This window comes from Candidatus Eisenbacteria bacterium, assembly GCA_030017955.1.
Classification (GTDB): domain Bacteria; phylum Eisenbacteria; class RBG-16-71-46; order JASEGR01; family JASEGR01; genus JASEGR01.
On record JASEGR010000001.1, the window covers coordinates 21,679 to 47,212 of the forward strand.

Here is a 25,534-nt window from a genome sequence, read left to right on the forward strand (position 1 = left end):
TTTCCGGTTAGATTATCAGGAGCTACTGGCGGTGTCAAACGAGCCTGATCGTGATTCATACTGGGTATCTCTTACAAACATCTCAATTCATCTTGACGGACGCTTTTTGCGTCTGCTAGCCTCCATCCGGCCTTTTTTGCCAAGAAAGGGGGTGAGTATATGAATAGGTCAAGAATTGGTCTCGTATGCTCGGGGCTTCTCCTTGCAGTCATTCTCCTGGCGATGCTTGTCTCCACCTCTTTTGCCGGAGATATACCGGAAAAACCTGCAGCCAAGAGTTTCCCTGTCAAGACAAAGACTGCAGAGCCCAAGATTGTGGCTTGCCTCGCCTACAAGGGTTCCTATGATGCCCACGAGCGGGTAATTGGCAAGCTGACAGACTGGGTCAAGCAGAATGGGCTGCTCGTCGCCGGTCCTGTCTGTGGCGTTTACTACAACAACCCCATGGACAGTAAGCCAGAGGAGCTGAAGTGGGAGATACAGATTCCTGTTGTCGAGGGGGTCACTGCTTCTGCGAAGGAAGGCGAGCCAACCACCAAGGAACGCGGCGCGGCTCTGGTAGCTTACACTTTTTACAAGGGACCTTACGAGCAGGTAGGCATGGCTTACGGGGCGCTTTTCGAGTGGGTTGGAAAGAACGGATATGTTCCTGCCGGACCATGCACAGAAATATTCTGGTCGGATCCCAGTACGCCCAAGGAGTCATGTGTAACGGAAATCCAGGTTCCGATCAATCCCGTCAAGAAGTAACGCTTCTGGCTATCAGGCTCCCCGCCTCCGGGTGTCGTCATTCTGGGAATGAGTTTCTTGGGAGAAGGCATCAGGATCCGGGGAGTCCCTCCCGCTATTCTGGAAGAGGCTCAGGGTCAGAGGCATTGTGCCGACAAGTTAAGAGGAATCTCTCATCAAGCGGTTCAACGAAGTGGAGACACAACTAGCACACCCCGCAGAGCTTGCATGTTGTGACGTCGCACTCCGGCGATGATTGACCTTCTTTGGCCCTGGCATATTCTTTCAAGAGAAAGCTCCTCTCGATTCCTGAATCAATGATTTCCCAGGGGAACTCGCTGTTTACAGGCCTCGGTTCATGGACATGATTCTCAATGTCAATTCCTACCCTTCTTAGCGCGAAGCGGAATTGAATTCCTTCTTTCTCCCTGTGAAAGAGGCCCATGCCCAACCTGTCATCCCCCCTGGCAATGGCGGCCTGAATGATTGCCTGACGGATGCTCTTCAGAATCAACTTCACGCCCCTCTTTCGTGAAAGGGACCGCTTGAATATATTCATCTTCTCTTCGAGCTCATCTTCTCTTTCCATTCCTGCCCACTGGAATGGTGTCCACGGCTTCGGCACAAACGGATTTACGCTTACCGTGAGCCGCCGCTGACGGCGTGAACCCCAGTCGCCTGCAAACGCATTCTGAGCACTTGAAACCAGGTCTCCGATGGCATCAATGTCTTCCCTTTGCTCAAGCGGAAGCCCAATCAGAAAGTAAAGCTTCACCTCTCCTATTCCGGCCTCTCCGGCCGCCTGGACCGTGTCAAGGAATGCTCTCACATTCAGCCTCTTGTTTACTACGTTTCCCATTCTCTCGGTCCCGATTTCCGGAGCAAGAGCGATTGATTTTGTGCCGCTTGAGGAAATTGTGCTGAGAAGCGATTTCATCGCCGAAGCTGTCTTCGTCACCGAATCTGCGCGCATTGACGAAATGCTCACTCTTTTTCCCAGGGCGTGAATCCTTTCGGAGACCGTGTCTATTGATGGATAATCGGAAACCGAAGCACTTACTAGTCCAACTGCGCGAACGTCGCCCGTGTTCCTTTTCACGGTCCCAAGAACAGAATCCAGTTTTCTGTTCCTCGGGGGCCTGTAGATGCAGCCCGCCGCGCAAAACCTGCATCCTCTGCCGCATCCCCGTCCAAGTTCGACAAGTAACATGGAGCCAAGGGGAGACTTTGCGCCTCCAACAACTGCAAATGTTTCAAACTCATCAAGACTCCTGATCCAGTTTCTGCGCGGCCTCGCGGATTGCCCCGCTGTCCAGTATTTCGGAATGAAGAAAAATTGTGAATCGCCCAGTTCTTCAAGAAGTGCCTCTTTTCCGGGAATCGCATTTCGTACCAGAGCTTCACCCAGCTTCGCAATCTCAGACTCCCCCTCGCCAAGAAAGAAGGCATCAACGAATGGAACAAGCGGAAGCGGATTGAGTGTCGGAGCCACTCCGCCACAAACTATTAGCGGATCTCCTTCGCCCCTTTCTTCACGAAGGGGGTTTATGCCTGAAAGAAAAAGTATTTTGAGCAGGTTGAGATAGTCATTTTCAAATGAAATGGAGAATGCCACTGTCCCGAATTTGGAGATGGGCAGGTTGCTTTCAATCGTCCTGGGCGTGGTTCTTTCCGGCTGAAGGAAAGCTCTCTCACAATTCAGGCCGGGGACGGACGAGAGCTCCCGGAAGACCGAGACGAATCCCATGTTTGACAGGCCAATGTGGGAGAGATTTGGATAGACGAGGACGACCGACGCTTTTGCTTTTGGCACTGGACGGGACTACGTGTCGCTCATTTGCGTCTTCGCTACGATGTTTCCGGGGTCAAGCGAGAGGGCTTCGAGGAACTGCGCTTCTGCTTCTCTGTTCTTTCTCATTTTTCTCAGGACGAGTCCAAGGGTTACTCTTGCTCTTACGAAATTCCTGTTTATATCCACAGCTCTTTCAAGATGTCTTTTCGCCTCATCGTCTCTGCCGAGTTTGAAGAGCAGCGAACCAAGCGCTTCGTGTATGTCGGCATAACCGCCATTTTCATCGCACGCTTTCTTGAGAGACGCAAGCGCCTGTTCAAGCTTTCCGGCTCTTTCCTGACAGATTCCGAGATAGAATCTGGAAAGTGAGTACCCGGGGTTTATCTCCAGAGACCTCAGGAAATTCTCCTCGGCTTTCTGCCATCTCCCCTTCCCGAGATGGGCAGTTCCAAGCTGGAAGTAGAGATCAGCATAGTTTGGATGAATCTCCAGTGCTTTCTCAAGCTCAGAGATCGCTGCTTCAAACTCGCCCTTTTCAATATGCAGAAATGAGAGCTCGGATGCAATCTCGGCAAGTTCTCCCCCAGTGCCCATGGAGGCCTTGAGCTCGCTGATTGCAGAAGTATCATCACCAAGAGCGTAGTAGCAGACCCCCATGAGTCTTCTCGCGACCCCGTAAGAGGGACTTATCCTCAGCGCACTCATGCACTCTTCAAGCGCGTCTCTCAGGTTTCCGCTCCTGAAATTCGAGACAGCCAGAAGCAGCCGTAAATCAGGGAAATTCGGTCTTAGAGAAACTGCCTTCGCCAGGTAACTTGATGCAGACTGGGGATCCCCGGCCTTGAGCAATGTCGCCCCGAGCGCTACGAGCGCCTCAAGATAATTCGGGTTGATCTCGAGGGCCTTGTTGAACTCAGAGAGTGCCTCGTTATTCCTCCCGATTTCCGATAAGAGAGTCCCGAGTCTGAATCTGTAATCGGCAAAGGCCGGCTCTGCGGAGACCGCCTTCTTCCACTCTTCGGCGGCATCCTCTTTCATTCCCCTCTGGTACAATTCCACCGCAGTCTCGACGTGAAGGAGCGCCTTTGATTTTCTGTCAATCTGGTCTTTCAGGCTTTCGAGCGAAACCATCGCCGCTCCGTTCTTGAGGGCGAGACTGGACGGGAGCGGGAATCCCAGCTCCTTCACCTTTTGAAGCTCGTCCCTCGCGTCCTTTGTGTTTCCCTTCTCGAAGTAACATATTGCAAGGTATGAGCGGGCCTCTGCGTACTCTGGGTTTATGGCAATGGCGTCTTTCAAATGAGCAATGGCCTCATCAAGCCTTCCTGATCGCTCGCATGTCACTCCCAATTGGAAATGAAGATCTGGATAGTTCGGGTTTTCTGCAAGCGCTTTCTTGAAAGACTCCTCTGCCTTCTCAGGTTCGCCCTTCTTGAGGTAGGAAAGTCCGAGGTTTGCCCTGGCTTCAGCGGAATAGAATCTTCCCAGGCTGTAGTAGGGATCGCTTCTGTCCTCAATTTCAACAAGGGCCTTTTCGAACTCTTCGATCGCCTGATCGTAGAGGCCGTTGTTGAAACACACGATCCCCTTCTGGTAGTGACTGTCCTTCTTGGAACCGAACAGCTTAGTTAAAAAGGACATAGTCTGGCCCGCCTTCCCGGTTAAAGCACTTATCTATCCTGAGCTGCTGCTAGTGCACCGTAACATAAATAAGTTGACGTTGACATTGCCCCAGAACGGTGCACTGCTCGGGCTTTTAGGGGGTCGAGCCCGACCCCCTAAGGGGTTACAGTTGCGAAAGTTGCCGGTGGCAAGTTTCGAAATGTCATAGGGGCGATAGCCCCTGTGAAAGTGCTGGGGCACCGCATAATAAGTTCGCGAATTTATGTGACACAGCACTAGTCGCGCCTCCTCATGAAAGTCGGGATCTCAAGCTCATCCTTTCCTGCAACCTTATTCCATTTCTTCTCCCTGAGTCCAAGGGAATTGAGGAGTTCTTCCTTCCTCCTGGAATCAGGCCTTCTCAGGCTCTCCTGACCCAAAGGTAGCTCAAGATGCTCCTTGGTTTCAACTAATTCTATCTTGGGTTCTCCATTCTTGCCGAACCCTGTGGCAATGACCGTGATCTTGAGCATATCCTTCATCGAGTCGTCAATGACGGCACCAAAGAGCACGTTTGCATCAGTACCCGCCGCCTCCGTTATCACGTTCGCGGCATCATTGACTTCGTGCAGCGTCAGGTCGGCGCCGCCCGTGATATTCACAAGCACTGCTTCAGCACCGGCCACGGAAACCTCTTCAAGAAGCGGACTTGAAATTGCCGCCTTTGCCGCATCAATTGCCCTGGTGGGACCCTTGCCTACTCCGGTCCCCATAAGAGCATTTCCCTTCTCCAGCATGACGGAGCGCACATCGGCAAAGTCCAGGTTCACCAGTCCGGGCGTCGTGATCAGCTCTGAGATTCCCCTTGCCGCCTGATGAAGTACTTCATCGGCCATCCTGAAGGCCTGCGTGAGCGTCGTCTCGCGCTCCACGACCGAAATGAGCCGTTGGTTCGGAATCACAATAAGAGTATCAACCTCTTTCCCAAGTTCGAGAAGTCCCTCATCGGCTTGTCTCATCCTGGTCTTCCCTTCGAATTCGAAAGGCTTAGTAACTATCGCAACAGTCAGTGCCCCCATTGACCTGGCCACTGCGGCGACTACGGGAGCGCCGCCGGTGCCTGTCCCCCCGCCCATACCGGCTGTCACAAAGACCATGTCTGCGCCCTGGACTGCCTCAACGATGAGATCCTCATCTTCCTCGGTTGCCCTTTTCCCAATCTCAGGATCGCCCCCGGAGCCAAGTCCCTTCGTGAGCTTCGTCCCTAACTGAATCTTTTTGCAGGCACTTGACCGTGCCAGGGCCTGGCAATCTGTGTTTGCGACCATGAAGTCAACGTTTGAGAGCCCTGCTTCAACCATTCTGTCTACAGCATTGCCTCCTGCCCCGCCGATTCCGATCACCCTGATTGTTGCGTTCTGTATGTTCTCCTCATCAAACTCGAAAATCATTTCATCCTCCTTTCAGATCAGATTGCCCCCTCACCCTACCCTCTCCCCATGGGGGAGAGGGAAACGGGGTCGACACTCTCTCCCCATGGGGGAGAGGGAAGCGGGGCCGGCCGACAAGCTTGGTTTTGAGATCTACGAAACAAGACTCTTCACCCATCTTCCTAATCCTCCGCCCAGTTTTCCGAGGACACCTTTCCCGTCTGCGCCCGAAGGAGCGCCGCTCTCGACAGCATGAATCACAAGTCCAACTGCTGTTGAGAATCTTGGGTCGCTGACGGCATCAATCAGTCCTCCAACTCCCTTCGGAATTCCTCTCCTAGCCGGCATCTCAAAGATACGTTCGGAGAGCTCGGGGACACCTTCCATCGAAGATGCTCCCCCGGTAACAACAACTCCTGCCCCAAGAAGGTCTGCGAAGTGCTGCTTCTTTACCTCCCTCAGGGCAAGGTTGAATATCTCCTCCATCCTTGGTTCTATCATCGAGCTCAAGACATGCCTTGATATTTCTCTGGGCGGCCTGCCCCCGACACTTGGCACGGTCACTGCCTCTCCGGCTCCGACTGCTGAACTCAGGGCGCAGCCGTGCTGAATCTTCAACTGCTCCGCCTTGTCAATCGGCGTTCTCAGGCCTATTGCGATATCGTTCGTTACATTCGAGCCTCCAAGGCCTATTACGACAGTGTGCCTTATGCTTCCATCATGGAAGATCGCAACGTCAGTCGTACCGCCGCCTATGTCAACGAGCACAACGCCGAGGTTTATCTCATCATCTTCGAGGACGGCTTTGCTTGACGCGATTGGCTGGAGGATCAGGTCCTCGACTTTCAGTCCCGCCCTCTGAATGCTTCTCACGACATTCTTTGCGGACGTCACCGCACCCGTGACAATGTGGACCTCAGCTTCAAGTCTCACACCCGACATGCCGACAGGGTCTTTGATCCCGTCCTGATCGTCCACAATGAACTCCTGAGGAATCACATGAATTATCTCTCTGTCCATGGGAATGGCTACGGCCTTGGCTGCTTCGATCACCCTCCTGACATCATTCTCGCCTATCTCATTGTCTTTTCTCGAGACGGCAATCACCCCTCTTGAGTTTATGCTTCTTATGTGATCGCCCGCGATGCCCGCATAGATCGATTTGATCTCGACGCCTGCCATTCGCTCAGCCTCTTCCACGGCACGCTCAATCGAATGAACAGTCTTCTCGAGGTTGACCACAACGCCCCTTCTCAGGCCGTCAGACGGTCCAGTCCCCACGCCCACGATGTTTATCTCGTTGTTGTCGTCAACCTCGGCAATGATCACGCCTATCTTTGTCGTGCCGATGTCAAGAGCTGAAATGGTCTTTGTCGTGCCCACAGTCTTTTCACCTGCCCTTTCTGATCAAGTCGGCGTTCCAAGGAATGGAGCCGGCTCAATCCGGTACTGTGTTGTCAAAATGGGGACTGGCTTCCCCCCTTTTTGTAACAACAAACTGATTGCTAAACCGAAGGTCTATGGATTCAGCGTCAATGCCTTTCTTCCTCAGGTCGCTCATCACAAGCCTCAGGCCTACGAGTTTCCCTCTCTCGACATCATCCTTTGAAAGCACGGCCTTCGCGCATCCTCCCGTCATGTACAGATATACTGCGCCCGATGATGAAAACCTCACTTCGGAAATAGTCTTTGACAAGCCGACTTCGGGGGTCATGAGCTCCGAGATAAGATGGATGGCAAACCTCAGTTGGTCGCTCTGGACCCTCTGGCCCGGCCGCATCTTCCCGACTTGTATCCCGGAGACGATGGGAAGGTCGGCTACCACCCCGGAGACAGCGGATGAGAGCACTACTCCGTCAGCATCGACTTCATTGAGTTTCCCACATTGTATTAGCGCAACCGGCCTTCGCTCTCTGACGGCGATTCTTATGGTGCCGGGCGGCACCCTTCTTACGTTCGCGTATCTTATTCTGGGATGAGAGAGGAGTCTGTTCTCTATGAGCTTCGGGTCTATTCTCAGCAAGTTTCTATCGCGCGGAATCCGGGCGGTCTCCAAAACGTCTTCCTTGAGAAGGTACTCATTTCCTTCAATCTGGATTGTCCTGATTCTGAAGAGAGATAGTCTCGGGATGAAGTCCGTCTCACGAACGAAGTACCAGACCTTCCCAAGCTTCCTCACGGGGACGGCATCAGGAGAAAAGGCGAAGTATGCGAGAGAGAAAAGAATGAGGATAAGCGGAGCGGCAAGATGCCGCCTTCTTCGCGTTTTTCCCGCAGTTGCTCCTCCCAGATAGGAAGTCTTCATTCAGACAATCTCCGGGACCATTTCGATCTCAAGTTCAAGTTCGATTCCAAACCTCTTCAGGACTTCATTCCTGGCAATATCCACGAGCCGCCGAACATCCGATGCCTTTGCGCTTCCGATGTTCACAATGAAGTTACCGTGAAGCTCCGAGATCTGAGCCCCTCCTTCGATCCTGCCCTTCAATCCACACTGCTCTATGAGTTTTCCTGCCGAGTTCCCTTGCGGATTCCTGAAAACAGAGCCTGCCGACGGAAGCTTGATCGGCTGAGTCTGCTTTCTTTTCGCTTCGAAACTCTCCATCTTGGCTTTTATTTCCGACCGGTCCCCTTCGTGGAGCTCCAGCGTTACACTCGTCAGAACAACCGGATATGGCAAAACTGCTTTTCTGTATCCAAAGTCAATCGATGCTCCGTCAAGAAGACAGACCCTTCCTGTCTTTGTGTAGCCTTTTACCCAGCGAATCAGCTTTCCGACTTCCCCGCCGTAAGCTCCAGCATTGGTGAAAACGGCGCCACCGATAGACCCGGGAATTCCCGTTACGAATTCGAGACCCTGGAGGGATTCATCCCTGGCAAACTTTGACACGGAAAGGAGCTTTGCCGAGGCCTGGGCTTCAATTATCCTGCCTGTTGATTGAATTCGCTCGAACCCTTTGGACAGCTTTATCACTATCCCCCTCATTCCCTCATCGCTGAAAAGCACGTTCGTGCCCAACCCGATAGTCTTCCAGGGCAGTTCCCTTGAACTTATTGCCTTGAGAAGCTCCTCGATGGCCTCCTCACTGCCGGGAATGCAGAGTACATCCGCCGGTCCGCCAATCCTGAAGTATGAGTGCCTGGAAAGAGGCTCCATCTTAAGGACCTTGACGCCCGGGATCTTCCACAGGACGCTGTATTTTTCCAGACTGTCTTCCATCTCTAGGCCAACCCTTTCAAGACTTCATCTCCTGTCTTCCAGATGTCTCCGGCGCCAAGCGTGACGAGGACATCTCCATCCTCAAGGAATTTCAAGAGACTCTTGGTCAACTCTTCCAAGCTTGCGACAAGCTCTATGCCCTTCTGCCCGGTCTTCTTTACCGAATTGACTATCAGCTCTGAAGAAACGCCCGGAATAGGTTCTTCACCGGCCGCGTATATCGGAGTCACGAAGACGAAATCAGCCTGCGAGAAGCACACTCCGAAAGACTCACGGAGAGCTTTCGTTCGTGTGTAGCGGTGAGGCTGAAACGCAACAACTATCCTCTTGTTCATCGTCCGGCGGATAGTGTCGAGCACGGCAGCGATCTCGGTGGGGTGATGACCATAGTCGTCAATGACAAGGATCCCCTTCTGCCTGCCTCTGACTTCAAGCCTCCTCGATACGCCCTGAAATTCGCCCAGCGCCTCCTTCACCCTCTCAAAGTCAACGCCGAGCTCCAGGCCTACTGAAACCGCTGCAAGCGAGTTCAGGATATTGTGCAGTCCCGGAAGCTTCAGGTCGACTTCGCCAAGCAGTTTGTCCGCCATCCACACCTGGAATCCGCACCTTTCTCCGTTCAGCCGGAGCTCTTTGGCGAGGAGGTCGGCCCCGGTCCTGATGCCGTAGGTCAGAACTCTTTTTTCTATCCTGGGAAGAATCGACTGAACATTGGCATCATCCAGGCAGGCAACTACGGCCCCATAGAACGGCACTCTGTTTACGAATTGAACAAACGTATCTTTTATCTCATCAATCCCGGAGTAGTGATCAAGATGCTCGGCATCTATGTTGGTCACGACTGCAATTGTCGGCGAGAGCTTAAGGAACGAGCCGTCGCTCTCGTCTGCTTCCGCCACAAGAAACTCACCGGTTCCGAGCCTTGCATTTGTGCCGATGGCCCGCAATCTCCCGCCCACGACTATTGTCGGGTCCAGCCCGCCCTTTGCGAGGACTTCGGCGACAAGAGAAGTTGTGGTTGTCTTGCCGTGCGCACCGGCAACTGCGACCCCATATTTCATCCGCATCAGCTCGGCGAGCATCTCGGCCCTTGGAATGGAAGGTATCTTGAGTTCCCTTGCGCCGAGAAGCTCCGGGTTGTCGCTTCCTATTGCGGAGGAAACGACGACCACGTGCGCCCCGGCTACGTTTTGCTTCGTGTGTCCAAGAAAGATATTTGCTCCGAGCAAGGAAAGCCTGTTCGTGACTTCGCTATCCCGCAGGTCTGAGCCGGAAACCGAGTAGCCCATGTTGATGAGAACCTCTGCAATGCCGCACATCCCTGTCCCACCGATGCCTATGAAATGGATTCGTTTTATTCTGGCGTACATACCAAATCAGTTCCCTGCGTCCGGCGGATGATGCCCTCCGGCAAGCCTCTCAATGCATCTCGCAATCTTCTCGGCGGCATCGTATCTTGCCATTCCTCTTGCGCACTTTGACATCTTCCTGAGCGTGACGGAGTCATCCAGAATTGAGACAATGACGCCCGCGAGTCTTTCGCCTGTCAGTTCGCTTTCCCTTATTACCCTTGCTGCCCCGGCCTCTTTGAACGCGGCCGCATTGACCTCCTGATGGCCGTGAGTCGCATAAGGATACGGAATCAGTATCGAAGGGAGCCCGGAGGCGGCAATCTCAGCGAGGGCTGTTGCCCCCGCCCTCGCAACCACGATGTCGGCTACCTTGTACGCAGCCTCAATCCGGTCGAGATAAGCTCTTATCCAGACTCTGTCTTTGAATTCCTTGAGAGATTCGCTTACCAGGGAAAAATCACGCTCTCCTGTTTGTATGATGTACTGGATGTCCTCTCTGTTCTTCAGGACGGTAACGGTCCGCACAATTGCCTCGTTTATTCTCTTGGCCCCTCTGCTTCCTCCAAAGACAAAAACTGTCTTTTTCCCCTTTGAGAATCCGAACTCCTCAAGCCCCTGTCCTGACTCTCCTTCAACCACCGATCTTCTGACCGGGTTTCCGCTCAGCCTGAGTCTCGTTTTGCGCCTGAAGAACTTCCTGGACTCCGCAAAGCTGATGTGAATCTCGTCAGCAAACAGCGAGAGAAGTCTGTTTGAGAGTCCCGGAACGGTGTTCTGCTCTTGAATGAGAGTTGACTTTCTCAGGAGCTTCGCAACCATGAGCGTGGGACAGCTGACATATCCTCCCGTTCCAACCACGCAGTCCGGCTTCCAGGAAATGATCATCTTCGCCGCTTGGAGCAGCCCCAAGAAGAAATCAATGAACGCCAACAGGAGCACGGGCGTGACCTTCCTCGGGAATCCCCTCGCATGCACGATTTTCAACTCGTAGCCCAGCTCCGGAATGATTTTCTTCTCAACACCCCTCTTGGTTCCGACGAAAAGCAATTCAACATCCGGGTTCGCACGTCTCAACTCTTCAGCTACTGCAACCCCGGGGTACACATGCCCTCCTGTACCGCCGCCAGCTATCATTATGCGCATCCCACCTCCCAGCCTCAGATGTTGCAAGACTCAGGCCGCCAACTGTCACCCTCCCGGGAGTTGATCTCAAATAGACTCGGCACACCGTTCCTGCCGGCTATCCGAACGATTTTCCCCGCACTCTCCCGGAGGAAACTCGCGAAACGCTCAAAATCATTCCTGTCGCCGCCAGGTTCATCGTGAGAGCCGATCCCCCATAGCTTATGAACGGGAGGGGAAGTCCTGTTGTGGGAGCAAGTCCGGTGGCAACAGCGATATTCAGTACAACATAAGCCATAACGCCAAAAGTCAGCGATGAGGCGAGCAAGAATCCGAATCTGTCGGGCGCCTTTGAAGCGATGGCGAATCCTCTTACCACCCACACGAGAAAGAGCAGGAGAACGATACTGGTGCCGACAAGGCCGACCTCTTCGCCAATGATTGAGAAGATGAAATCTGTGTGGAGTTCAGGCAAGAAGTGAAACTTCTGAATTCCTTGACCCAATCCTCGTCCAATGAGCCCGCCTGACCCAAGCGAGATTAGGGACTGTTTGAGCTGCCATCCTTTTTCAAGCAGATCACTTCCACCTTGGATGAAGCTGGTCAGCCGCGCCAGCTGATAGGGTTTGATGGTCAGGGCCGCGCCCCCGACCGAAGCCACTGCGACCAGGCCCAGGTGCCACGGCTTCGATCCGGCCACAAAGAGCACGGCACCCGCGGCCAGGGCAATCGCAGCCGCGCTTCCGAGGTCCGGCTGGCGAATGATAAGGCCGACGACCACTCCAACAAGAAGGATGCAGGGAAGAAATCCTTTTTTGAACGACTCTATCCTGGTTTCGCTCTTGCACAGGATCGTGGAAAGGACCATGAGAAGGGCAACTCTTGAAATCTCCGCAGGCTGCAGCTGGAAAAAGCCGAAATGCCTCCATCCTCTTGTTCCGTGTATCTTTTCTACTCCCGCACCCGGGATCAACAGCGATGCAAGAAGAATGATTGAGATCGCAAAAGCCGGCTTACTGAAAATCCGGAGCACCCTGTAGTCAATTGAAGCGAAAAAGGCCATGGCCATTATTCCAATCAATGCCCTCATGAGCTGTTTTTTCATGAAGAAGCTGGAGCTTCCGAATTTTTCATCCGCAATCACTGCGCTGGACGAGTAAACCATTATGAGTCCCACGCCGAGGAGAATCAGCGTAACGGCGAAAAGAGTAAGGTCGGGCCTTCCGAGGCCTTCCGTGTGTCTCAACGTTCCCTGGAGAAATCTCCTCATTCTTTTTTCTCCGCCATTATCTTCTCTTTCAGAGAAAGAAAGGCTTGCGCGAACTTCGCTCCCCTGTCTTCAAAATTCTTGAACATGTCGTAGCTGGCACAGCCGGGTGAAAGGATCACGACATCGCCCTTTTGTGCCAGTTCGAAGGCGACTTCGACGGCCTCGTTCATCGAGTTCGCCTGCGTCGACCGGACTCCGGGCCATGAGCTCCTGATTTTCTGTGAGGCCTCGCCCATGAGGACAACATGTCTCACATTCTTCTCAACGAGCCCGGATACCTCGGCAAAGTTCCCGTCCTTGTCTCTTCCTCCTGCGATCAGCACCAATGGAGTTTTGAATGAAAGAAGAGCTTGCTTCATTGCATCTATGTTCGTGGCCTTTGAGTCGTTGACAAAGCTGACGCCTTCCAGTGAACCGACGTTCTGAAGCCTGTGCGGGAGCCCCTCAAATCCCGCGAGCGCAGATTCTATCGAATCCAGACTCACTCCCATTGCAGCTGCAGCGCAAACTGCGGCCATTGCATTGGAAAGATTGTGCGGTCCTCTTATCGCAATCTTATCGACCGGAATCACAGTCTTGGTCTCTCCGTCAAAGTTCACCTTGAGATTTCCGGCTTCAACAAATGCTCCCTCTTCTCCGGCTTTATTCATTCCAAAATATAGGACCCTGGATCTCAGCGAGCGCGAGGGGGTCCGTTGGGTTTCATCGTCCCTGTTTATTACAGCAAAATCCTCCTGCGTCTGGTTCTCAAAAAGTCTCATCTTCAATCTTAGGTATTCTTCAAAGCTCTTGTGTCGGTCAAGGTGGTCGGGCGTGACATTAAGAAGCACTCCAACACGGGGCTTCATGAATTTCATTGTCTCGAGCTGAAAGCTGGACACCTCGATGACCGCGATGCCGTCCGGCTCCAGTGAATCTGCGATGCCGGAAAAAGCCAGACCGACATTTCCTGCGACAACCGTCTTTCTCTTCGCACGCGAAAATATCTCACCGACCAGACTCACGCATGTGCTTTTGCCGTTCGTGCCGGTGACGCATACTGCCGGACATCTCAGAACTGAGAACGCTATCTCCAGTTCGCCCAGAATCTCCTTGCCCGCCTTCTCTGCCTCCATGAGAATCGGTGAATATAGCGGCACCCCGGGGCTGGCCACGATAAACTCGATGTCTCGCGGAATGTGGAAGTCCGGCCGGCCGCATATGATCGCGGCGCCTGATCTCTCAAGCGAGGAAAGCTCCGGATCAAGCTCATCTCTCTTCTTGAGGTCGGTTCCGATTACTGAGCATCCGTACCTAAGAAGCAGTTTGGACACGCCAATCCCGCTTCTTTGGAGCCCGACGACCAAGACGTTTTTCCCGGCAAAGAAAGGTTTGTTCATTGGAGTTTCAGGGTACTCAGCGTGACCAGGGCCAGAAGCGCTGCGACTATCCAGAATCTCACTACCACGCGTGATTCCGGCCATCCCATGAGCTCGAAATGGTGATGAAGGGGCGCCATCTTGAAAACCCGTTTCCCCCTTGTCTTGAACGCAATCACCTGGATTATCACCGAAAGCACTTCAGCCACGAAGATTCCTCCTACTATTGCAAGCAGCAGCTCTTTCTTGATGAGAACCGCCATGACACCAATGGAACCTCCGAGGGCGAGTGATCCGGTATCCCCCATGAACACGTCCGCAGGATGGCAGTTGAACCAGAGAAATCCGAGCGCTGCACCAACAACTGCTGCGCCGAAAACAGTCAACTCTCCGCACCCATTGAGATAAAGGATATTGAGATATCCCGAAAACTTCACATGGCCGCTCAGGTACGCAATCCCTCCAAGGGCGACTCCTACAAATGCAACGAGCCCTGAGGCGAGGCCATCCAGGCCGTCTGCGAAGTTCACCGCATTTGAGGAGGCCGTGATAACAAGAGCGACGAATGGAATATAGAAGATGCCGAAGTCAATAATCACATCCTTCAGGAAAGGAACCGACGTTATCGATGGCTCTACGGACTGGGCCGGCCGGAAGTAGAGAATGCTGCCTATCAAGAGTCCAAGTATCACCTGTCCCAGGAACTTATATCTCGCGGTCAAACCTTTTCTGTATTTCTTCACTACCAGAAGATAGTCGTCGAGAAACCCAAGAGCTCCGAGCCAGACAGTCGCAAGAAGAGCAAGAAGGACATACTGATTTGAAAGGTTGCCCCAGAGAAGTGTCGGCACGACAATCGAAGTGACTATCAGTATACCTCCCATCGTCGGCGTGCCTTCTTTCAGAAGGTGCGTCGATGGGCCGTCTTTTCTTATGCTCTGTCTTATCTGGAATTGCCTGAGTCTCTTGACAACGAACGGTCCAAGAAGAAAACTCAGGAGGAGAGCTGTGATGGCGGCGTATGCAGAACGAACCGTAATGTATCTGAAAACATTGAGGACAGATATATATTCATGCAGCGGATAGATTAGATGGTAGAACATCCTATTTCGCGACCTTCGCTTTGTTCACCATACGGTTTGCCTTCAGCCCTTTAAAGACCTCCTCGAGTTTCATTCCCCGCGAACCCTTGATAAGAAGCAGATCTCCGGACGCGAGAGCCGGCTTGAGCAAATTCAATGCCTCTTCCCTTGTCTCCACAGTCTTGATTCTTGAAGAGGGCATGCCCTTCGCCTCGGCTCCCTCCCTGATATGGAGCGAAAACTCCCCGATAGCGTAGAGCTCGTCGAGAAAAGCCGCTCTTTCTCCGATTTCTTTGTGCAAACTGCCGGATGCCTCTCCAAGCTCAAGCATGTCGCCGAGAAGAGCAACTTTCTTGCCCCTAACTTCAATCTCCCTGATTGTCTCAAGGGCGAGCGAAACCGAAACTGGATTTGCGTTGTAGGAGTCGTTGATTATCCGGATCCCGCCAACCTCCTCAAGTTCCATTCTTCCGGGCATTGGCTTCATCGACGCAATCGCCCTCGCGAATTCAGCGTCGGAGATTCCCATGAGTTTCGATACTGCGAGCGCGGCAAGCGAATTCGAGATGTTTCCCTTGCCCAAAAGAGGGACATAGTAAGCGGCGCCGTCCTCCACCTCAATCTCGTAGCCGGCCCCCTTCTGTGTGAATCTCTTCAGCCGGAATTGCGAAGGTCTGTCCAGCGAGAAAGTGATTTTCCGCAAGTTCCATTTCTCGTTCTCTTTCACGAGCTGGGGAAAGTCTGCATTCAGCACCAGTGTGCCGCCGCTTTCCACATATTCACCGAGCTCGCTCTTTCCCTTCACAATTTCATCAACCGAACCTGCGTCTCTCAGATGCGCTGCCCCGACGTTTGTTATGACGCCGACCGAGGGCCTGGCAATTTCTGCCAGCCTCCTGATTTCCCCTCTCCTGCTCATTCCAAGCTCGAGCACCGCTGTCGAGTGCTCTAAGCTGAGCCCGAGAAGAGTCAGTGGAACCCCAATATGGTTATTGAGGTTGCCCTCGGTCTTCAGCACTTTTCCCTTTTGTCCAAGGCATGCGGCTATCATCTCTTTTGTGGTTGTCTTTCCGTTCGTGCCTGTGACTGCCACAAGCGGCAGCTTGAATTTTCTTCTGTGGAAGGATGAGAGCTCCTGAAGACTCGCCAGCGTGTCCCCGGACGGGATGAGCAGCCGGTCTGCCAGAGAGTCTCCTTCTTTTCTGAACCATTCCAGAGAGCAGACAGCCGCCGCTGCGCCCTTCTGAAATGCCTCCGGTATGAAGTCGTTACCGTCGAAGCTTGGGCCTTTGAGTGCAAAGAAGATTTCCCCTCTTTTCAATGTCCTCGTGTCGATTGAGAAGCCCGTAAAGACAGTCTGCCTGCCTCTCCCGGAATCCGTCACCTTCCCGCGCAGATATGCCTCAAGCCGGGTGCCGTCCAGAACGTCTTTCAAAGTCAATTTCTTTTCCCTGATCCCTTCTTCTCGAATCCGAGTTCCTTCAGAATTTCTGCAGCGGCCTCCCTATCATCGAAGCGGCGCCGCTCGGTGCCGACAATCTGGTAGTCCTCATGTCCTTTCCCTGCTATCAGAACCACGTCGCCTTTCCGGGCCATCTTGATCGCCCTCTCAATCGCGGCTTTTCTGTCCTCTATCTTCTCGAACTTCGCTTTTGAGCCGGCAAATCCCTTTTCGATTTCACTCATTATCGCAGACGGATCCTCTGTCCTGGGATTGTCGGACGTTATGACGGAGTAGTCTGCGTGCGCGGATGCCAGTCGCCCCATGATCTCCCTCTTTCCCCTGTCCCTGTCACCACCGCAGCCGAAAACGCAGATGATCTTTCCCTTCCAGATCTCTCTTGACGTCTTCAGGAGTCCTTCAAGGGCATCAGGCGTATGGGCATAATCAATGACCACGGCGAACTCCTGCCCCTTCTCGACTCTATCCATCCTTCCTTTCACGCCTTCCGCCTTCTCGATGCCATTCTTTATGCTTCCGGGTGAGAATCCAAGCAGAAGCCCGGTCCCAAATGCAGCCAGGCAGTTGTACACATTGAACATTCCAACAAGAGGAGAGCAAACGGTTTCAATTCCCTGTTGAAACTCGGCCTTGAATCTGATTCCTTTCTCGCCAAGCTCGATGTTCTTTGCCTTTACCCATGAGCCGTCTTTTGTCCCGAACGTGAAGACGGGAATCGAGCTCTGTTCGAGGAAGAACGTGCCGTACGGATCATCCTTGTTGACAAGCCCCTTGGCACCCTCCTTGAATTTCGTGAATTCCCTCTTGAACAATCTCAGTTTTGCATCCGCATATTCTTCAAAGGACCCGTGGAAATCAAGATGATCGCGGGTAAGATTTGTGAAAACACAGACATCAAACTCGGTCTCAAGTGTTCTTCCCAGGTAAAGACCGTGCGATGAGATCTCGGCGACGGCAGCTCTCCCGCCTGAGTCAAGGATTTCCCTCAGTGTCCTCTGAAACTCGACGGACTCTGGAGTGGTATGGAGAGCGGTTTTCTCATTCCCGGCATACTTGTATCCCACAGTTCCTATGATTCCTGTTCTGAAGCCGTTCTCCTCAAAGATTGATGCCACAATGTGAGAGGTCGTGGTTTTCCCGTTTGTTCCGGTGATTCCCACGACTGAAAGCTCCTTCGATGGTTCGCCAAAGAAGGTGGAAGAAAGAAGAGGAAGGGCGAGCCTCGTGTCGGGCACAATGACAAGCGTCCCGGCCAGTCCCTGCATTTCCTCCTCGCATACAATCGCCAGGGCGCCCTTCTTGTCCGCATCGGCGGCGAAAAGATGACCGTCCGCATGGGCGCCTCTCATGCAAACGAAGACATCGCCCGGCTGCACTGCCCTGGAGTCTATGGAGATTCCAGTGATGGTTTTCCCCAGCGCACCGATGTGTTTTTTCTGGGGAAGAACCCTGATCAGGCTTTCGAGCGATATCTGCCTTGTCATTCTTCACATCCCAGGCAGCAGACCGTGCCTGCCAAAGCTTCCGTCCCGGGCATGGGATCTTGTCTTACCACTATCCCGCTTCCATGTATCTCGGAAGCCAGGAGCGAATCGCTGAGGACTCTTGTTGCCTCTCTCAATGAAAGGCCTCTGACGTCGGGAATCCGGAAAAGCCTCTTTCCTTCATCAAGCAGCGTCAGTGTTATCTCCGCCTTTGGCTCCAGGACCTCGCCAGGATGAGGCGACTGAGTCCAGACTCTCCTTCCTGCGCCGGCCATTTTCACCTTCAGCCCAAGGTCCTCAAGAATCGCTTTTCCTTCCTGCCATTCCATGAACCTCACGTCAGGGACCACGGCTCTTCCCTTCTTCTCGTCGCTGGAATCGAGAACGAGCCGCGCATATCCGGGTTTGACCGGGGTGAGTGGAAAGCGTCCTATGACTTCAACGATGCCCTTGAAAATGGGCGCTGCAACACTGCCCCCGTAGTGAATGTCTTGCGGCTCGTCAATGATGACAAGACAAAGAAGCTCCGGCGAGTCTGCAGGAATGAATCCTATGAACGAGCTCACGTACTGGCCGCTCCCATACCCCCCGTTTGCCGGATCATATTTCTGGGCAGTCCCGGTCTTTCCTCCACAGCTGATCCAGGAAAGGCCTGCGCCGGTGCCCGTTCCGTACTCAACGGCTGACTTCAGGCAATCTCTGAGCGTCGCCGCAACTTCTTCCGAAATGACTCTTCTTACTCTCTGAGGCCTCCACTTTTTTACTGTGTTTCCTTTTTCATCAACGATGGCTTTCATCAGAGTCGGTTTGAGCAGCACCCCGCCGTTTGCAATGGCGCCATAAGCCATGGCAAGCTGAACTGCCGTCACCGAGATTTCCTGGCCTATCGACAGAGTACAGAGTGACCTGGCCGACCAATCCGCAAGCGGCCTCACCTTTCCGAAGGCCTCGCCCGGGAGCTGGAGTCCCGTGGGTGAGCCGAAACCAAAAGCCCTCGTGTAGCGGTAAAGTCCCTCCTTGCCGACCTTGAGCCCTATTTTGGCAAGGCAGATGTTGCTGGAGAGCGCCACGGCATCCCTGAAACTCAGCCACCCATGAGGTTTCGAATCGTGGATCGTGTATCCGCCGAAATCCTTCTCACCGCCCTCCCCATCAAATCTGGAAAACGTGTCGCACACGCCAAGCGACAATGCTGCCGAAGCTGCTACCACCTTGAATGTCGAGCCTGGTTCAAACTGGTCTGAGACCGGAATATTCCGGGAAGGCACACGGGAGCTTCCCGGGTTTGCGTCTCCATTCGGACCAGGCTCGCTTGCCATCGCAAGTATCTCTCCGGTCTTTGGAGCCAGGAGGATGACCGTGCCGCCCCTGGCGTTGTGCTTAAGAATGCCCTCGGTGAGCTTCGCCTCAACCATTGCCTGGTAGTTCGCGTCAATTGTAAGAATTACGTCGTATCCCTTGGCAGGAGGGCGCTCATAGCTCCGCGGAAGCGGGAACTTCTTTCCCGTCACGTCGGTGAACAGGGTCACCCAGCCGGGGGTTCCCTTCAGGAACCTGTCCATCTCACACTCAATACCTTCGATACCTTTCCCGTCAGTGTCGGTGGACCCAACCAGCATCACTGCAAGGTTGCCGGTCGGATAGACTCTCTTCATCTCATCCATGCAATAGACTTGTTCCAGATTCTTGGCAGCGACCTTCCTTTCCACGCTGGGCGGAAACTGCCTTGCCAGCCATGCAAATTTTCCCCCGTTCGAGAGTTTCTCAAGGAGCTCTCCTTCCGGAATCTGGAGGATCTCAGAGAGACACTTCGCCGTTCTTCGCTTGTCTTTTATCTTTGATGGATTGGCCGAGACAGATATGGTTCTCAGGTTCTCGGCGAGCGGACGGTCATTTCTGTCGAAGATTCTTCCGCGGGGAGCAGGAATTTCTACCCTTTTGATCTGCTGAATTTCGGCGAGCCTCGAAAGATATTCATGCTGAATAATCTGAATGAAGAAAAGCCTGGCAAGGAGTACTGCCCAGAGAACCAGAGTTGCGACAAGCCCTATTAAGATTCTTCTTTGACCTTTCTCCAAGGCACAACTTCCTTCTGTGTCGAAATTGCATGAAAGAATTCTTACTTCTGTCTTGCTCTTGCGCCAGCCGGGACAAAGAGAAACTCTGTTATCTTCCTTTGGGCAGCTGCCAGTAGGCCGGTTGCCGGATGTTCAGTGGGCCTTTCTCTATCAATGATGTCACCCGGCAGGTCAACTATCTGAGTAAGCTCAGGCTCGCTGAGACCAAACATGGAAAAGGCAAGAGGCTCAACAGAAACCCTGGATAGTTTTTCGCCAAGAGAAATCTCGAGAAGGTTTGCCGCAGATTGAAGTTTCTCAACTTCGTTCCGGGACTTATACACCTCCCTTGTGAGTTCGCTCACATGAAGGTTCTCCCAGACATACGAGAAAACAAAGGAAAATACCAAGAGGCCGATGACAACCCACCCCCTGGTAGTCTCAGGCGGGAAGCGAAACCGTCTTTTCCCGATGCCGGGGATTGGCCTCATGAAACGTTCCAAGACTATTTCCTCCTTGCCGCCCTGAGTCTCGCGCTCCTGGCCCTCGGGTTCGCCGCGACCTCCCGAGCATCAGGTTTCACTGCCCTTGGAGTAAGCACTGTGAAGGTGGCATCTACGGGAACCGTACCAAGAAGAAGAGCTCGCCTTTCTGGAAGGATGCCTCTCACGAATTCCTTTACCATCCTGTCCTCAAGTGAATGATAAGAGATGACGACCAGCATTCCTCCGCTTCGGAGAAGTTTCCCGGCCGCCTCCAGCCCGGCCTTGAGTGAGATCAATTCCTGGTTCACTTCAATCCTCAGTGCCTGAAAGACTCTTCCAAGAAACGATCTTGTGGCCCCCGGTCCGAATCTTCTCTTGAGAATCTGAACCAGTTCCAGAGTCGTATCAATCCCGGCTCGCTTCCTTGCCTCCTCGATTGTTTTTGCGATGATCCGCGATTCCTTAAGTTCCCCGTAATTCCTCAGAGTCGCGGCCAGTTCGTCCACACTGTACTCATTCACTATTTGGGAGGCAGTCACGCTTCGCTTCCGCGAGAAGCGCATGTCAAGCGGACCGTCTTTCTCATAACTGAAACCCCTTTCGCCGGTGTCAACGTGATATGAAGACAGGCCGAGATCGAACAGAATTCCGGCCACATTTTCAGCGCCAACAAGCGGAGCGAGGTCAAGAAGGTCACCAAAGTTCTTCTCAAGAAGCTTTACCCTGTCCCCAAATCGCAGCAGTCTCAGTGATGCCCTCTCTATGGCCTCGGAATCAGCATCAAGTCCGTAGAGACTGCCCTCAGGCCCAAGTTCCTCAAGCAGTCTCTCCGCATGTCCACCGTCTCCCACCGTACAATCAACATAAATTCCACTTGGGTCGGTGAGCAAGAAGCCGAGAGCCTCACCGACCATCACTGGCCTGTGAAAGCCAGAACCGGGCGGGCTACCCTGATCTGTCGTTTTCAAACCTGGCGAGACCTCAAACGAAAAGGCCTTTCCAGAGTTCTTCTGCCGTGATCGTCCAAGCTAACTGGCCTGCTTGCGAACCGGGCTCCACGACTCTTGATTCCGGCTCTTGCCTCCGGATTCAACAACCGCGTGGCCGCCATTCGGATCGATCAGGCTCAGCAGATCCTTTGAGTACTGGTTGAGGCCGGAGAAGCGAAAGAATGTATCCCCATTCGAGAGCCCTTTGAGCCCCCGTACAAGATGCGAAAGCCCCTTGTAGTCGGGAGAGACGACCTTCTCAAGGTCAACGACGAACGACTTTTTTCCACCAAGTGAGAGATTCCTGATTGCGAGAAGAATCGCTTCAGCTTCTTCCGTATCAACGGACCCCGAAGGCCCAATCACGTATGTCCCGTTCCTCTGTTTCAGCCGAATCACTCCCACTTTCTACCTCGCATTCGCTCAATAGTTAACGAAGGCGCGCAGGAAAATCACGTCTTCATTTCTCAGAAAAGCAAATCCTCCGCAGTCTCCTCGTAGCTCTGCCCGGATCGTGCGAAGTATTGCTCAAACAGTTTTGGATTCCAGAGCTCAATCCTGTCGAGAATGCCAAAGACCACAACGTCCTTCGAAATCTTCGCCTGCTTGACGAGCGCCGGCGGAAGAGCTATCCTTCCCTGCGAATCCAGTGTGGCATCGGCAGAGTCAAGGTGCATGATTCTCTGGAATTTCCTCGAATTCTCCTTTGAGACTGGAAGAGATCTGAGCTTGGCTTCAATCTTCACCCACTCATCGAGCGGATAGAGTGAGATGCATCCGTCCAGACCTCTTATGATCACGAATGTATTCTGGGCATCAGGCGAGAGTGCCCTTCGAAACTTACTGGGAATGTTGAGTCTTCCCTTGTGGTCAAGAACGTTGAGATATCTTCCGCGAAACGTCGCCATAGGTTATCGGCCTCACGTATTCCACCACCTTGACCCACTACGCACCACATCGGTATACTATTAATCACCTGTATCCCTGTCAAGAGAAAAGTTCGTGTGTGGATAAAAAATCTGAGCTGCTACGGAGTTTGACTACAGGTTGTGGTTAATGGCAGGAAATCGGCTTCATAAGGGGGAGCAAGAAGGAGAGCTTAATCGCCTGCTGGAAGTTCTGCCACGGCAACCGATTCTTCTCTCTCACGGAATGCCTGTTCCATGAGCACCGACACTTCGGAAAGGCGGAATGGCTTCGGCAGCACAAAATCAATGCCTCTGCCTTTGAGGCCGGCATTCTCGATCTCAACACCCCACCCGGTCATTAAACAGACTACAACGTTCCTGGAGATCTCTTTTGCCTTCTTTGCGACATCCCAACCGTTCATGGGAGACATCCCCAGGTCGGTGAATACCATGTCGAACTGTTGGCTGGCGAGAAGCGAGATCGCTTCTTCCCCGGAAGATACTTCAGCCACCGTGCATCCCGCCTCCACAAGCATCTCCCCCAGGACCTTCTGAACGTTCTCTTCATCGTCAACCACAAGCACTTTCAAGTTTGACGGAATTGCCGTGTCGCTGCAGGAGGCCTTCGGCGTCGCGATTTCCTCACTGGCAACCGGAATTCTGACCGTCACCGTGGTGCCGACCCCCAGTTCGCTGGCGACCAGAATCTCTCCTCCGTGCCTTCCGACTATTCCGTAGGCCACGCTCATCCCCAGACCTGTTCCCCTGACGCCTTTTGTCGTGAAGAATGGATCGAAGATTCTTCGTTTTTCCTCGGGGCTCATTCCCAATCCTGTGTCTCTGAGGAAAACGTGCACCCAGTTTGCCTTGGGCTCAGTGCCAATTTCAATTTCTCCACCCTCCGGCATCGCATCAAGGGAATTGACCAGCATATTGGTGAGAACTTCCCTCAGCTCGGATGCGTCACCCATGACGGGACTCACTCTGCCAAACGATCTGGTTATTCTGTATGTCACGCCCTTCAATTCGGCTTCGTTTTGCCACCTCGGCCTTGTGAATGAGAGCACGTCCTCGGCGATCTCATTCATGTCGATCCTCTCGAAATTTCTGTCGGTCCTGGTTCGTGTGAAGTCCTGGAGTCTTCTCACCACGGCTGCGCCGTCTGTGGCGGCTTTCTCTATCACATCCAGGTTTTTGAGCGTCTTCTCATCCTTCGCATTCCTCTTCATTAGCTGTGCTCTTCCCAGAATGGCCGTAAGAATGTTGTTGAAGTCATGGGCAACTCCGGAAGCCATCTCACCCAGTGCCCTCAGTTTCTCCATGTTCACGAGCTTCTCCTGGGTCTCCTGAAGATTGCTGTACGAGCTCTTGAGTTCCTGCTCCCTATTTCCCAGCGTTTCCGCCATCTGTCTGAAACTCCGGGAGAGGACACCTATTTCATCGGTCTGTGACTCAAGGGGCTCGTGCTGTGACTCTCCATTCTCAAGTGCCTTGACAGCGCGAACAAGCCTGCCTACTGGCTTCGTTACAGTCGAAGACAGAACAAGAAAACAGACCAGACTTGTGATGAAGGCGACTATCAGCATTTGAACAGAAAACCTGATGGCATCGAGTCCGGCTTCCCGGTGAATGGCGCTGGTTGAAAGTGACAGTAGGAGTTTTGCTTTGGAACCCTTGGAGCTGCTCTTTCCAATGTCTATTGTTGATCCAACCCAGTAGCGTGAGAATCCGACAGAGACTCCCTGCTTCATTTGAGCATGCCCGGTTACGACCTCTTGAGCCCTTACAATTCCGTCATTCTCCCATCCCCTGGCAACGATTTCCGGAATTGTCCTCCCGATGTACTTCGTCCTTCCGGCAAGAAGAACTTCTCCTGCATCGTTGACCACTACTATTCCCCTTACCATCCTGACTGCACAGAGATTGCCCACTATCCTCTGTGCGACTGCCCGATCTCCCTTTGACAGAAGTCTTTCCAGGCTGGCTGAAAGACTTTCGACTATTGAAGCTCCCTGTATGTGCAGACTCTCCATTGCCTGCCGGTGGTGGTTCTTGTACTCCATGTATGAAGTCACGATCGCCCCGGCAAAAACAATGGAAAAGACTGCGACGGCAATCTTCAGAGGGAGAGGTCTTCTTATTTTGTCAGGCTCTCTACCCAAAGAACTCCCTTCGTAAGAAGATCCAGAAGCGGTTTTCTGTCAAGAATCATGTTTGAACTGACTCGCTTGTCGGTCATCCCGATTGAATAGAGAGTCTGTGACACGTGATCGGCAGTCTCGTAGAGCGGGCCGGGCATGTTTTCCATTCCGAACGCCGCAAGATTCAATCTCAAATCAAGAACATTCACTCCGTTCAATCCGACCGAAAATTCCTCCGGTTTCACATTCATGCACTCTGCCATTATCAGAGACGCTTCTGCAGGATGTTTCCTCCAATATGAGAGCGCCCTCAGCCATGCTTTGAGAATGGCAGGCACAACGTTCGGATTCTTTTCAGTCACATCTTGTCTAAAGCAGATGACGTCAACGATTTCCCAGGGAATTTCCCGTGATGTGAACAGGAGAGTTCCTCGTCCTTTGGCCATCCTCGAAAGAAATGGCTCCCACGTTACCGCAGCATCGAGAGTGCCGTCGTTGAACATTTTCTCAGCTTCCGGAGGAGAAATATCAACGAGTTCAAGCTCGCTCGCCTGCACCCCGCTCTTCTCAAGCGCTCTGGTCAGTGTAAAGTGCCCGAGAGAAGCGTTCTCCAGTCCCACTCTCTTTCCCCTGAGGTCTTTCAAGGAAGTGATGCCGCTCCGGGCCACAATTCCGGCCCCCCCGTAAGAATAGTCAATGACAAACGGAATACTCACTCTCGTTCCGCGGGAGGCAAGTATTTCTGCATCGACCATGGTGGTGAGGGAAACATCTACGTTCCCTTTTTCAAGCGCAACACGCGAATCGTGGGGCGACAAGAACTCTATGATCTCAACATCTATTCCCTCATCCTTGAAGAACCCCTTTTCTTCTACCAGAAAGAGGAGGGAATACGCGGGCCTGATATCCAGCCCTATCCTGATAGGCTCTCTCAGGGCAGGCTGACATGAAAAAGCAGATAACAACAGAGAAAGGATAACCAGTGTTTTGCGCACAGAAATCCCTTTCTAAGGCATTATAGCCTTCTGGGATATTAGTATCGGCGATTCCG

21 protein-coding genes are annotated in these 25,534 nt (G+C 53.0%); 1 reads left to right on the plus strand and 20 read right to left on the minus strand.

Going from position 1 to position 25,534, the window contains the following annotated elements; all coding sequences use genetic code 11:
• The first annotated feature begins 159 nt into the window (after nucleotides 1-159).
• Nucleotides 160-750, plus strand: coding sequence for a GyrI-like domain-containing protein (locus QME66_00085; protein ID MDI6807368.1), 591 nt, complete (start codon nucleotides 160-162; stop codon nucleotides 748-750).
• 184 nt (nucleotides 751-934) lie between these two features.
• Here QME66_00085 and QME66_00090 read toward each other — a convergent pair whose 3' ends face one another.
• The 20 genes from QME66_00090 to QME66_00185 form a co-directional block, all read right to left on the minus strand.
• On the minus strand, nucleotides 935-2,542 hold the full coding sequence (locus QME66_00090; GenBank protein MDI6807369.1) for a radical SAM protein: 1,608 nt from the start codon (nucleotides 2,540-2,542) through the stop codon (nucleotides 935-937).
• A 9-nt stretch (nucleotides 2,543-2,551) separates the two neighbouring features.
• Nucleotides 2,552-4,162: a tetratricopeptide repeat protein gene (locus QME66_00095; GenBank protein MDI6807370.1), complete on the minus strand. Its 1,611-nt coding sequence runs from the start codon at nucleotides 4,160-4,162 to the stop codon at nucleotides 2,552-2,554.
• 257 nt (nucleotides 4,163-4,419) lie between these two features.
• Complete coding sequence (ftsZ, locus tag QME66_00100; GenBank protein ID MDI6807371.1) at nucleotides 4,420-5,571, minus strand: cell division protein FtsZ; 1,152 nt, start codon at nucleotides 5,569-5,571, stop codon at nucleotides 4,420-4,422.
• Between the two features lie 135 nt (nucleotides 5,572-5,706).
• Nucleotides 5,707-6,936 (minus strand): cell division protein FtsA, encoded by a 1,230-nt coding sequence (gene ftsA, locus QME66_00105; GenBank protein ID MDI6807372.1) that lies wholly within the window; start codon nucleotides 6,934-6,936, stop codon nucleotides 5,707-5,709.
• Nucleotides 6,937-6,991: 55 nt separating this feature from the next.
• Entirely contained in the window at nucleotides 6,992-7,858 is an 867-nt protein-coding gene (locus QME66_00110) for an FtsQ-type POTRA domain-containing protein (protein ID MDI6807373.1), read from the minus strand.
• The gene (murB, locus tag QME66_00115) at nucleotides 7,859-8,773 is read right to left on the minus strand and encodes a UDP-N-acetylmuramate dehydrogenase (GenBank protein ID MDI6807374.1); all 915 of its coding nucleotides are present in this window, start codon (nucleotides 8,771-8,773) and stop codon (nucleotides 7,859-7,861) included.
• 2 nt (nucleotides 8,774-8,775) lie between these two features.
• The gene (gene murC, locus QME66_00120; protein ID MDI6807375.1) at nucleotides 8,776-10,143 is read right to left on the minus strand and encodes a UDP-N-acetylmuramate--L-alanine ligase; all 1,368 of its coding nucleotides are present in this window, start codon (nucleotides 10,141-10,143) and stop codon (nucleotides 8,776-8,778) included.
• Nucleotides 10,144-10,149: 6 nt separating this feature from the next.
• On the minus strand, nucleotides 10,150-11,268 hold the full coding sequence (gene murG / locus QME66_00125; protein ID MDI6807376.1) for an undecaprenyldiphospho-muramoylpentapeptide beta-N-acetylglucosaminyltransferase: 1,119 nt from the start codon (nucleotides 11,266-11,268) through the stop codon (nucleotides 10,150-10,152).
• Between the two features lie 97 nt (nucleotides 11,269-11,365).
• On the minus strand, nucleotides 11,366-12,517 hold the full coding sequence (ftsW, locus tag QME66_00130) for a putative lipid II flippase FtsW (GenBank protein MDI6807377.1): 1,152 nt from the start codon (nucleotides 12,515-12,517) through the stop codon (nucleotides 11,366-11,368).
• A complete protein-coding gene (gene murD, locus QME66_00135) occupies nucleotides 12,514-13,896 on the minus strand; it encodes a UDP-N-acetylmuramoyl-L-alanine--D-glutamate ligase (protein MDI6807378.1) in 1,383 nt (460 codons plus the stop codon). The genes ftsW and murD overlap by 4 nt, the downstream gene beginning before the upstream one ends.
• Nucleotides 13,893-14,978: a phospho-N-acetylmuramoyl-pentapeptide-transferase gene (gene mraY / locus QME66_00140; protein ID MDI6807379.1), complete on the minus strand. Its 1,086-nt coding sequence runs from the start codon at nucleotides 14,976-14,978 to the stop codon at nucleotides 13,893-13,895. The genes murD and mraY overlap by 4 nt, the downstream gene beginning before the upstream one ends.
• A 1-nt stretch (nucleotide 14,979) precedes the next feature.
• A complete protein-coding gene (gene murF, locus QME66_00145; protein MDI6807380.1) occupies nucleotides 14,980-16,392 on the minus strand; it encodes a UDP-N-acetylmuramoyl-tripeptide--D-alanyl-D-alanine ligase in 1,413 nt (470 codons plus the stop codon).
• Between the two features lie 2 nt (nucleotides 16,393-16,394).
• A complete protein-coding gene (locus QME66_00150) occupies nucleotides 16,395-17,903 on the minus strand; it encodes a UDP-N-acetylmuramoyl-L-alanyl-D-glutamate--2,6-diaminopimelate ligase (protein ID MDI6807381.1) in 1,509 nt (502 codons plus the stop codon).
• Nucleotides 17,900-19,981 carry a penicillin-binding transpeptidase domain-containing protein gene (locus tag QME66_00155; GenBank protein ID MDI6807382.1) on the minus strand — a complete coding sequence of 694 codons (2,082 nt, stop codon included), beginning with the start codon at nucleotides 19,979-19,981 and terminating at the stop codon, nucleotides 17,900-17,902. The genes QME66_00150 and QME66_00155 overlap by 4 nt, the downstream gene beginning before the upstream one ends.
• A 41-nt stretch (nucleotides 19,982-20,022) precedes the next feature.
• Entirely contained in the window at nucleotides 20,023-20,463 is a 441-nt protein-coding gene (locus QME66_00160) for a hypothetical protein (protein ID MDI6807383.1), read from the minus strand.
• Between the two features lie 2 nt (nucleotides 20,464-20,465).
• Nucleotides 20,466-21,413: a 16S rRNA (cytosine(1402)-N(4))-methyltransferase RsmH gene (gene rsmH / locus QME66_00165; GenBank protein ID MDI6807384.1), complete on the minus strand. Its 948-nt coding sequence runs from the start codon at nucleotides 21,411-21,413 to the stop codon at nucleotides 20,466-20,468.
• Nucleotides 21,414-21,473: 60 nt separating this feature from the next.
• Nucleotides 21,474-21,833, minus strand: a complete 360-nt coding sequence (locus tag QME66_00170) for a hypothetical protein (GenBank protein MDI6807385.1) — start codon at nucleotides 21,831-21,833, stop codon at nucleotides 21,474-21,476.
• A 68-nt stretch (nucleotides 21,834-21,901) separates the two neighbouring features.
• On the minus strand, nucleotides 21,902-22,342 hold the full coding sequence (mraZ, locus tag QME66_00175; protein ID MDI6807386.1) for a division/cell wall cluster transcriptional repressor MraZ: 441 nt from the start codon (nucleotides 22,340-22,342) through the stop codon (nucleotides 21,902-21,904).
• Nucleotides 22,343-22,533: 191 nt separating this feature from the next.
• Nucleotides 22,534-24,504, minus strand: a complete 1,971-nt coding sequence (locus QME66_00180) for a hybrid sensor histidine kinase/response regulator (protein MDI6807387.1) — start codon at nucleotides 24,502-24,504, stop codon at nucleotides 22,534-22,536.
• Nucleotides 24,480-25,478 carry an ABC transporter substrate-binding protein gene (locus QME66_00185; GenBank protein ID MDI6807388.1) on the minus strand — a complete coding sequence of 333 codons (999 nt, stop codon included), beginning with the start codon at nucleotides 25,476-25,478 and terminating at the stop codon, nucleotides 24,480-24,482. The genes QME66_00180 and QME66_00185 overlap by 25 nt, the downstream gene beginning before the upstream one ends.
• Nucleotides 25,479-25,534: the final 56 nt, after the last annotated feature.

Excerpts from the sequence above, each read along its gene's own strand:
- QME66_00085 (MDI6807368.1), top strand. The coding sequence starts at position 160 with ATGAATAGGTCAAGAATTGGTCTCGTATGCTCGGGGCTTCTCCTTGCA.
- QME66_00095 (MDI6807370.1), bottom strand. The coding sequence starts at position 4,162 with ATGTCCTTTTTAACTAAGCTGTTCGGTTCCAAGAAGGACAGTCACTAC.
- QME66_00110 (MDI6807373.1), bottom strand. The coding sequence starts at position 7,858 with ATGAAGACTTCCTATCTGGGAGGAGCAACTGCGGGAAAAACGCGAAGA.
- murB (MDI6807374.1), bottom strand. The coding sequence starts at position 8,773 with ATGGAAGACAGTCTGGAAAAATACAGCGTCCTGTGGAAGATCCCGGGC.
- murC (MDI6807375.1), bottom strand. The coding sequence starts at position 10,143 with ATGTACGCCAGAATAAAACGAATCCATTTCATAGGCATCGGTGGGACA.
- murG (MDI6807376.1), bottom strand. The coding sequence starts at position 11,268 with ATGCGCATAATGATAGCTGGCGGCGGTACAGGAGGGCATGTGTACCCC.
- ftsW (MDI6807377.1), bottom strand. The coding sequence starts at position 12,517 with ATGAGGAGATTTCTCCAGGGAACGTTGAGACACACGGAAGGCCTCGGA.
- murD (MDI6807378.1), bottom strand. The coding sequence starts at position 13,896 with ATGAACAAACCTTTCTTTGCCGGGAAAAACGTCTTGGTCGTCGGGCTC.
- mraY (MDI6807379.1), bottom strand. The coding sequence starts at position 14,978 with ATGTTCTACCATCTAATCTATCCGCTGCATGAATATATATCTGTCCTC.
- QME66_00150 (MDI6807381.1), bottom strand. The coding sequence starts at position 17,903 with ATGACAAGGCAGATATCGCTCGAAAGCCTGATCAGGGTTCTTCCCCAG.
- mraZ (MDI6807386.1), bottom strand. The coding sequence starts at position 22,342 with ATGGCGACGTTTCGCGGAAGATATCTCAACGTTCTTGACCACAAGGGA.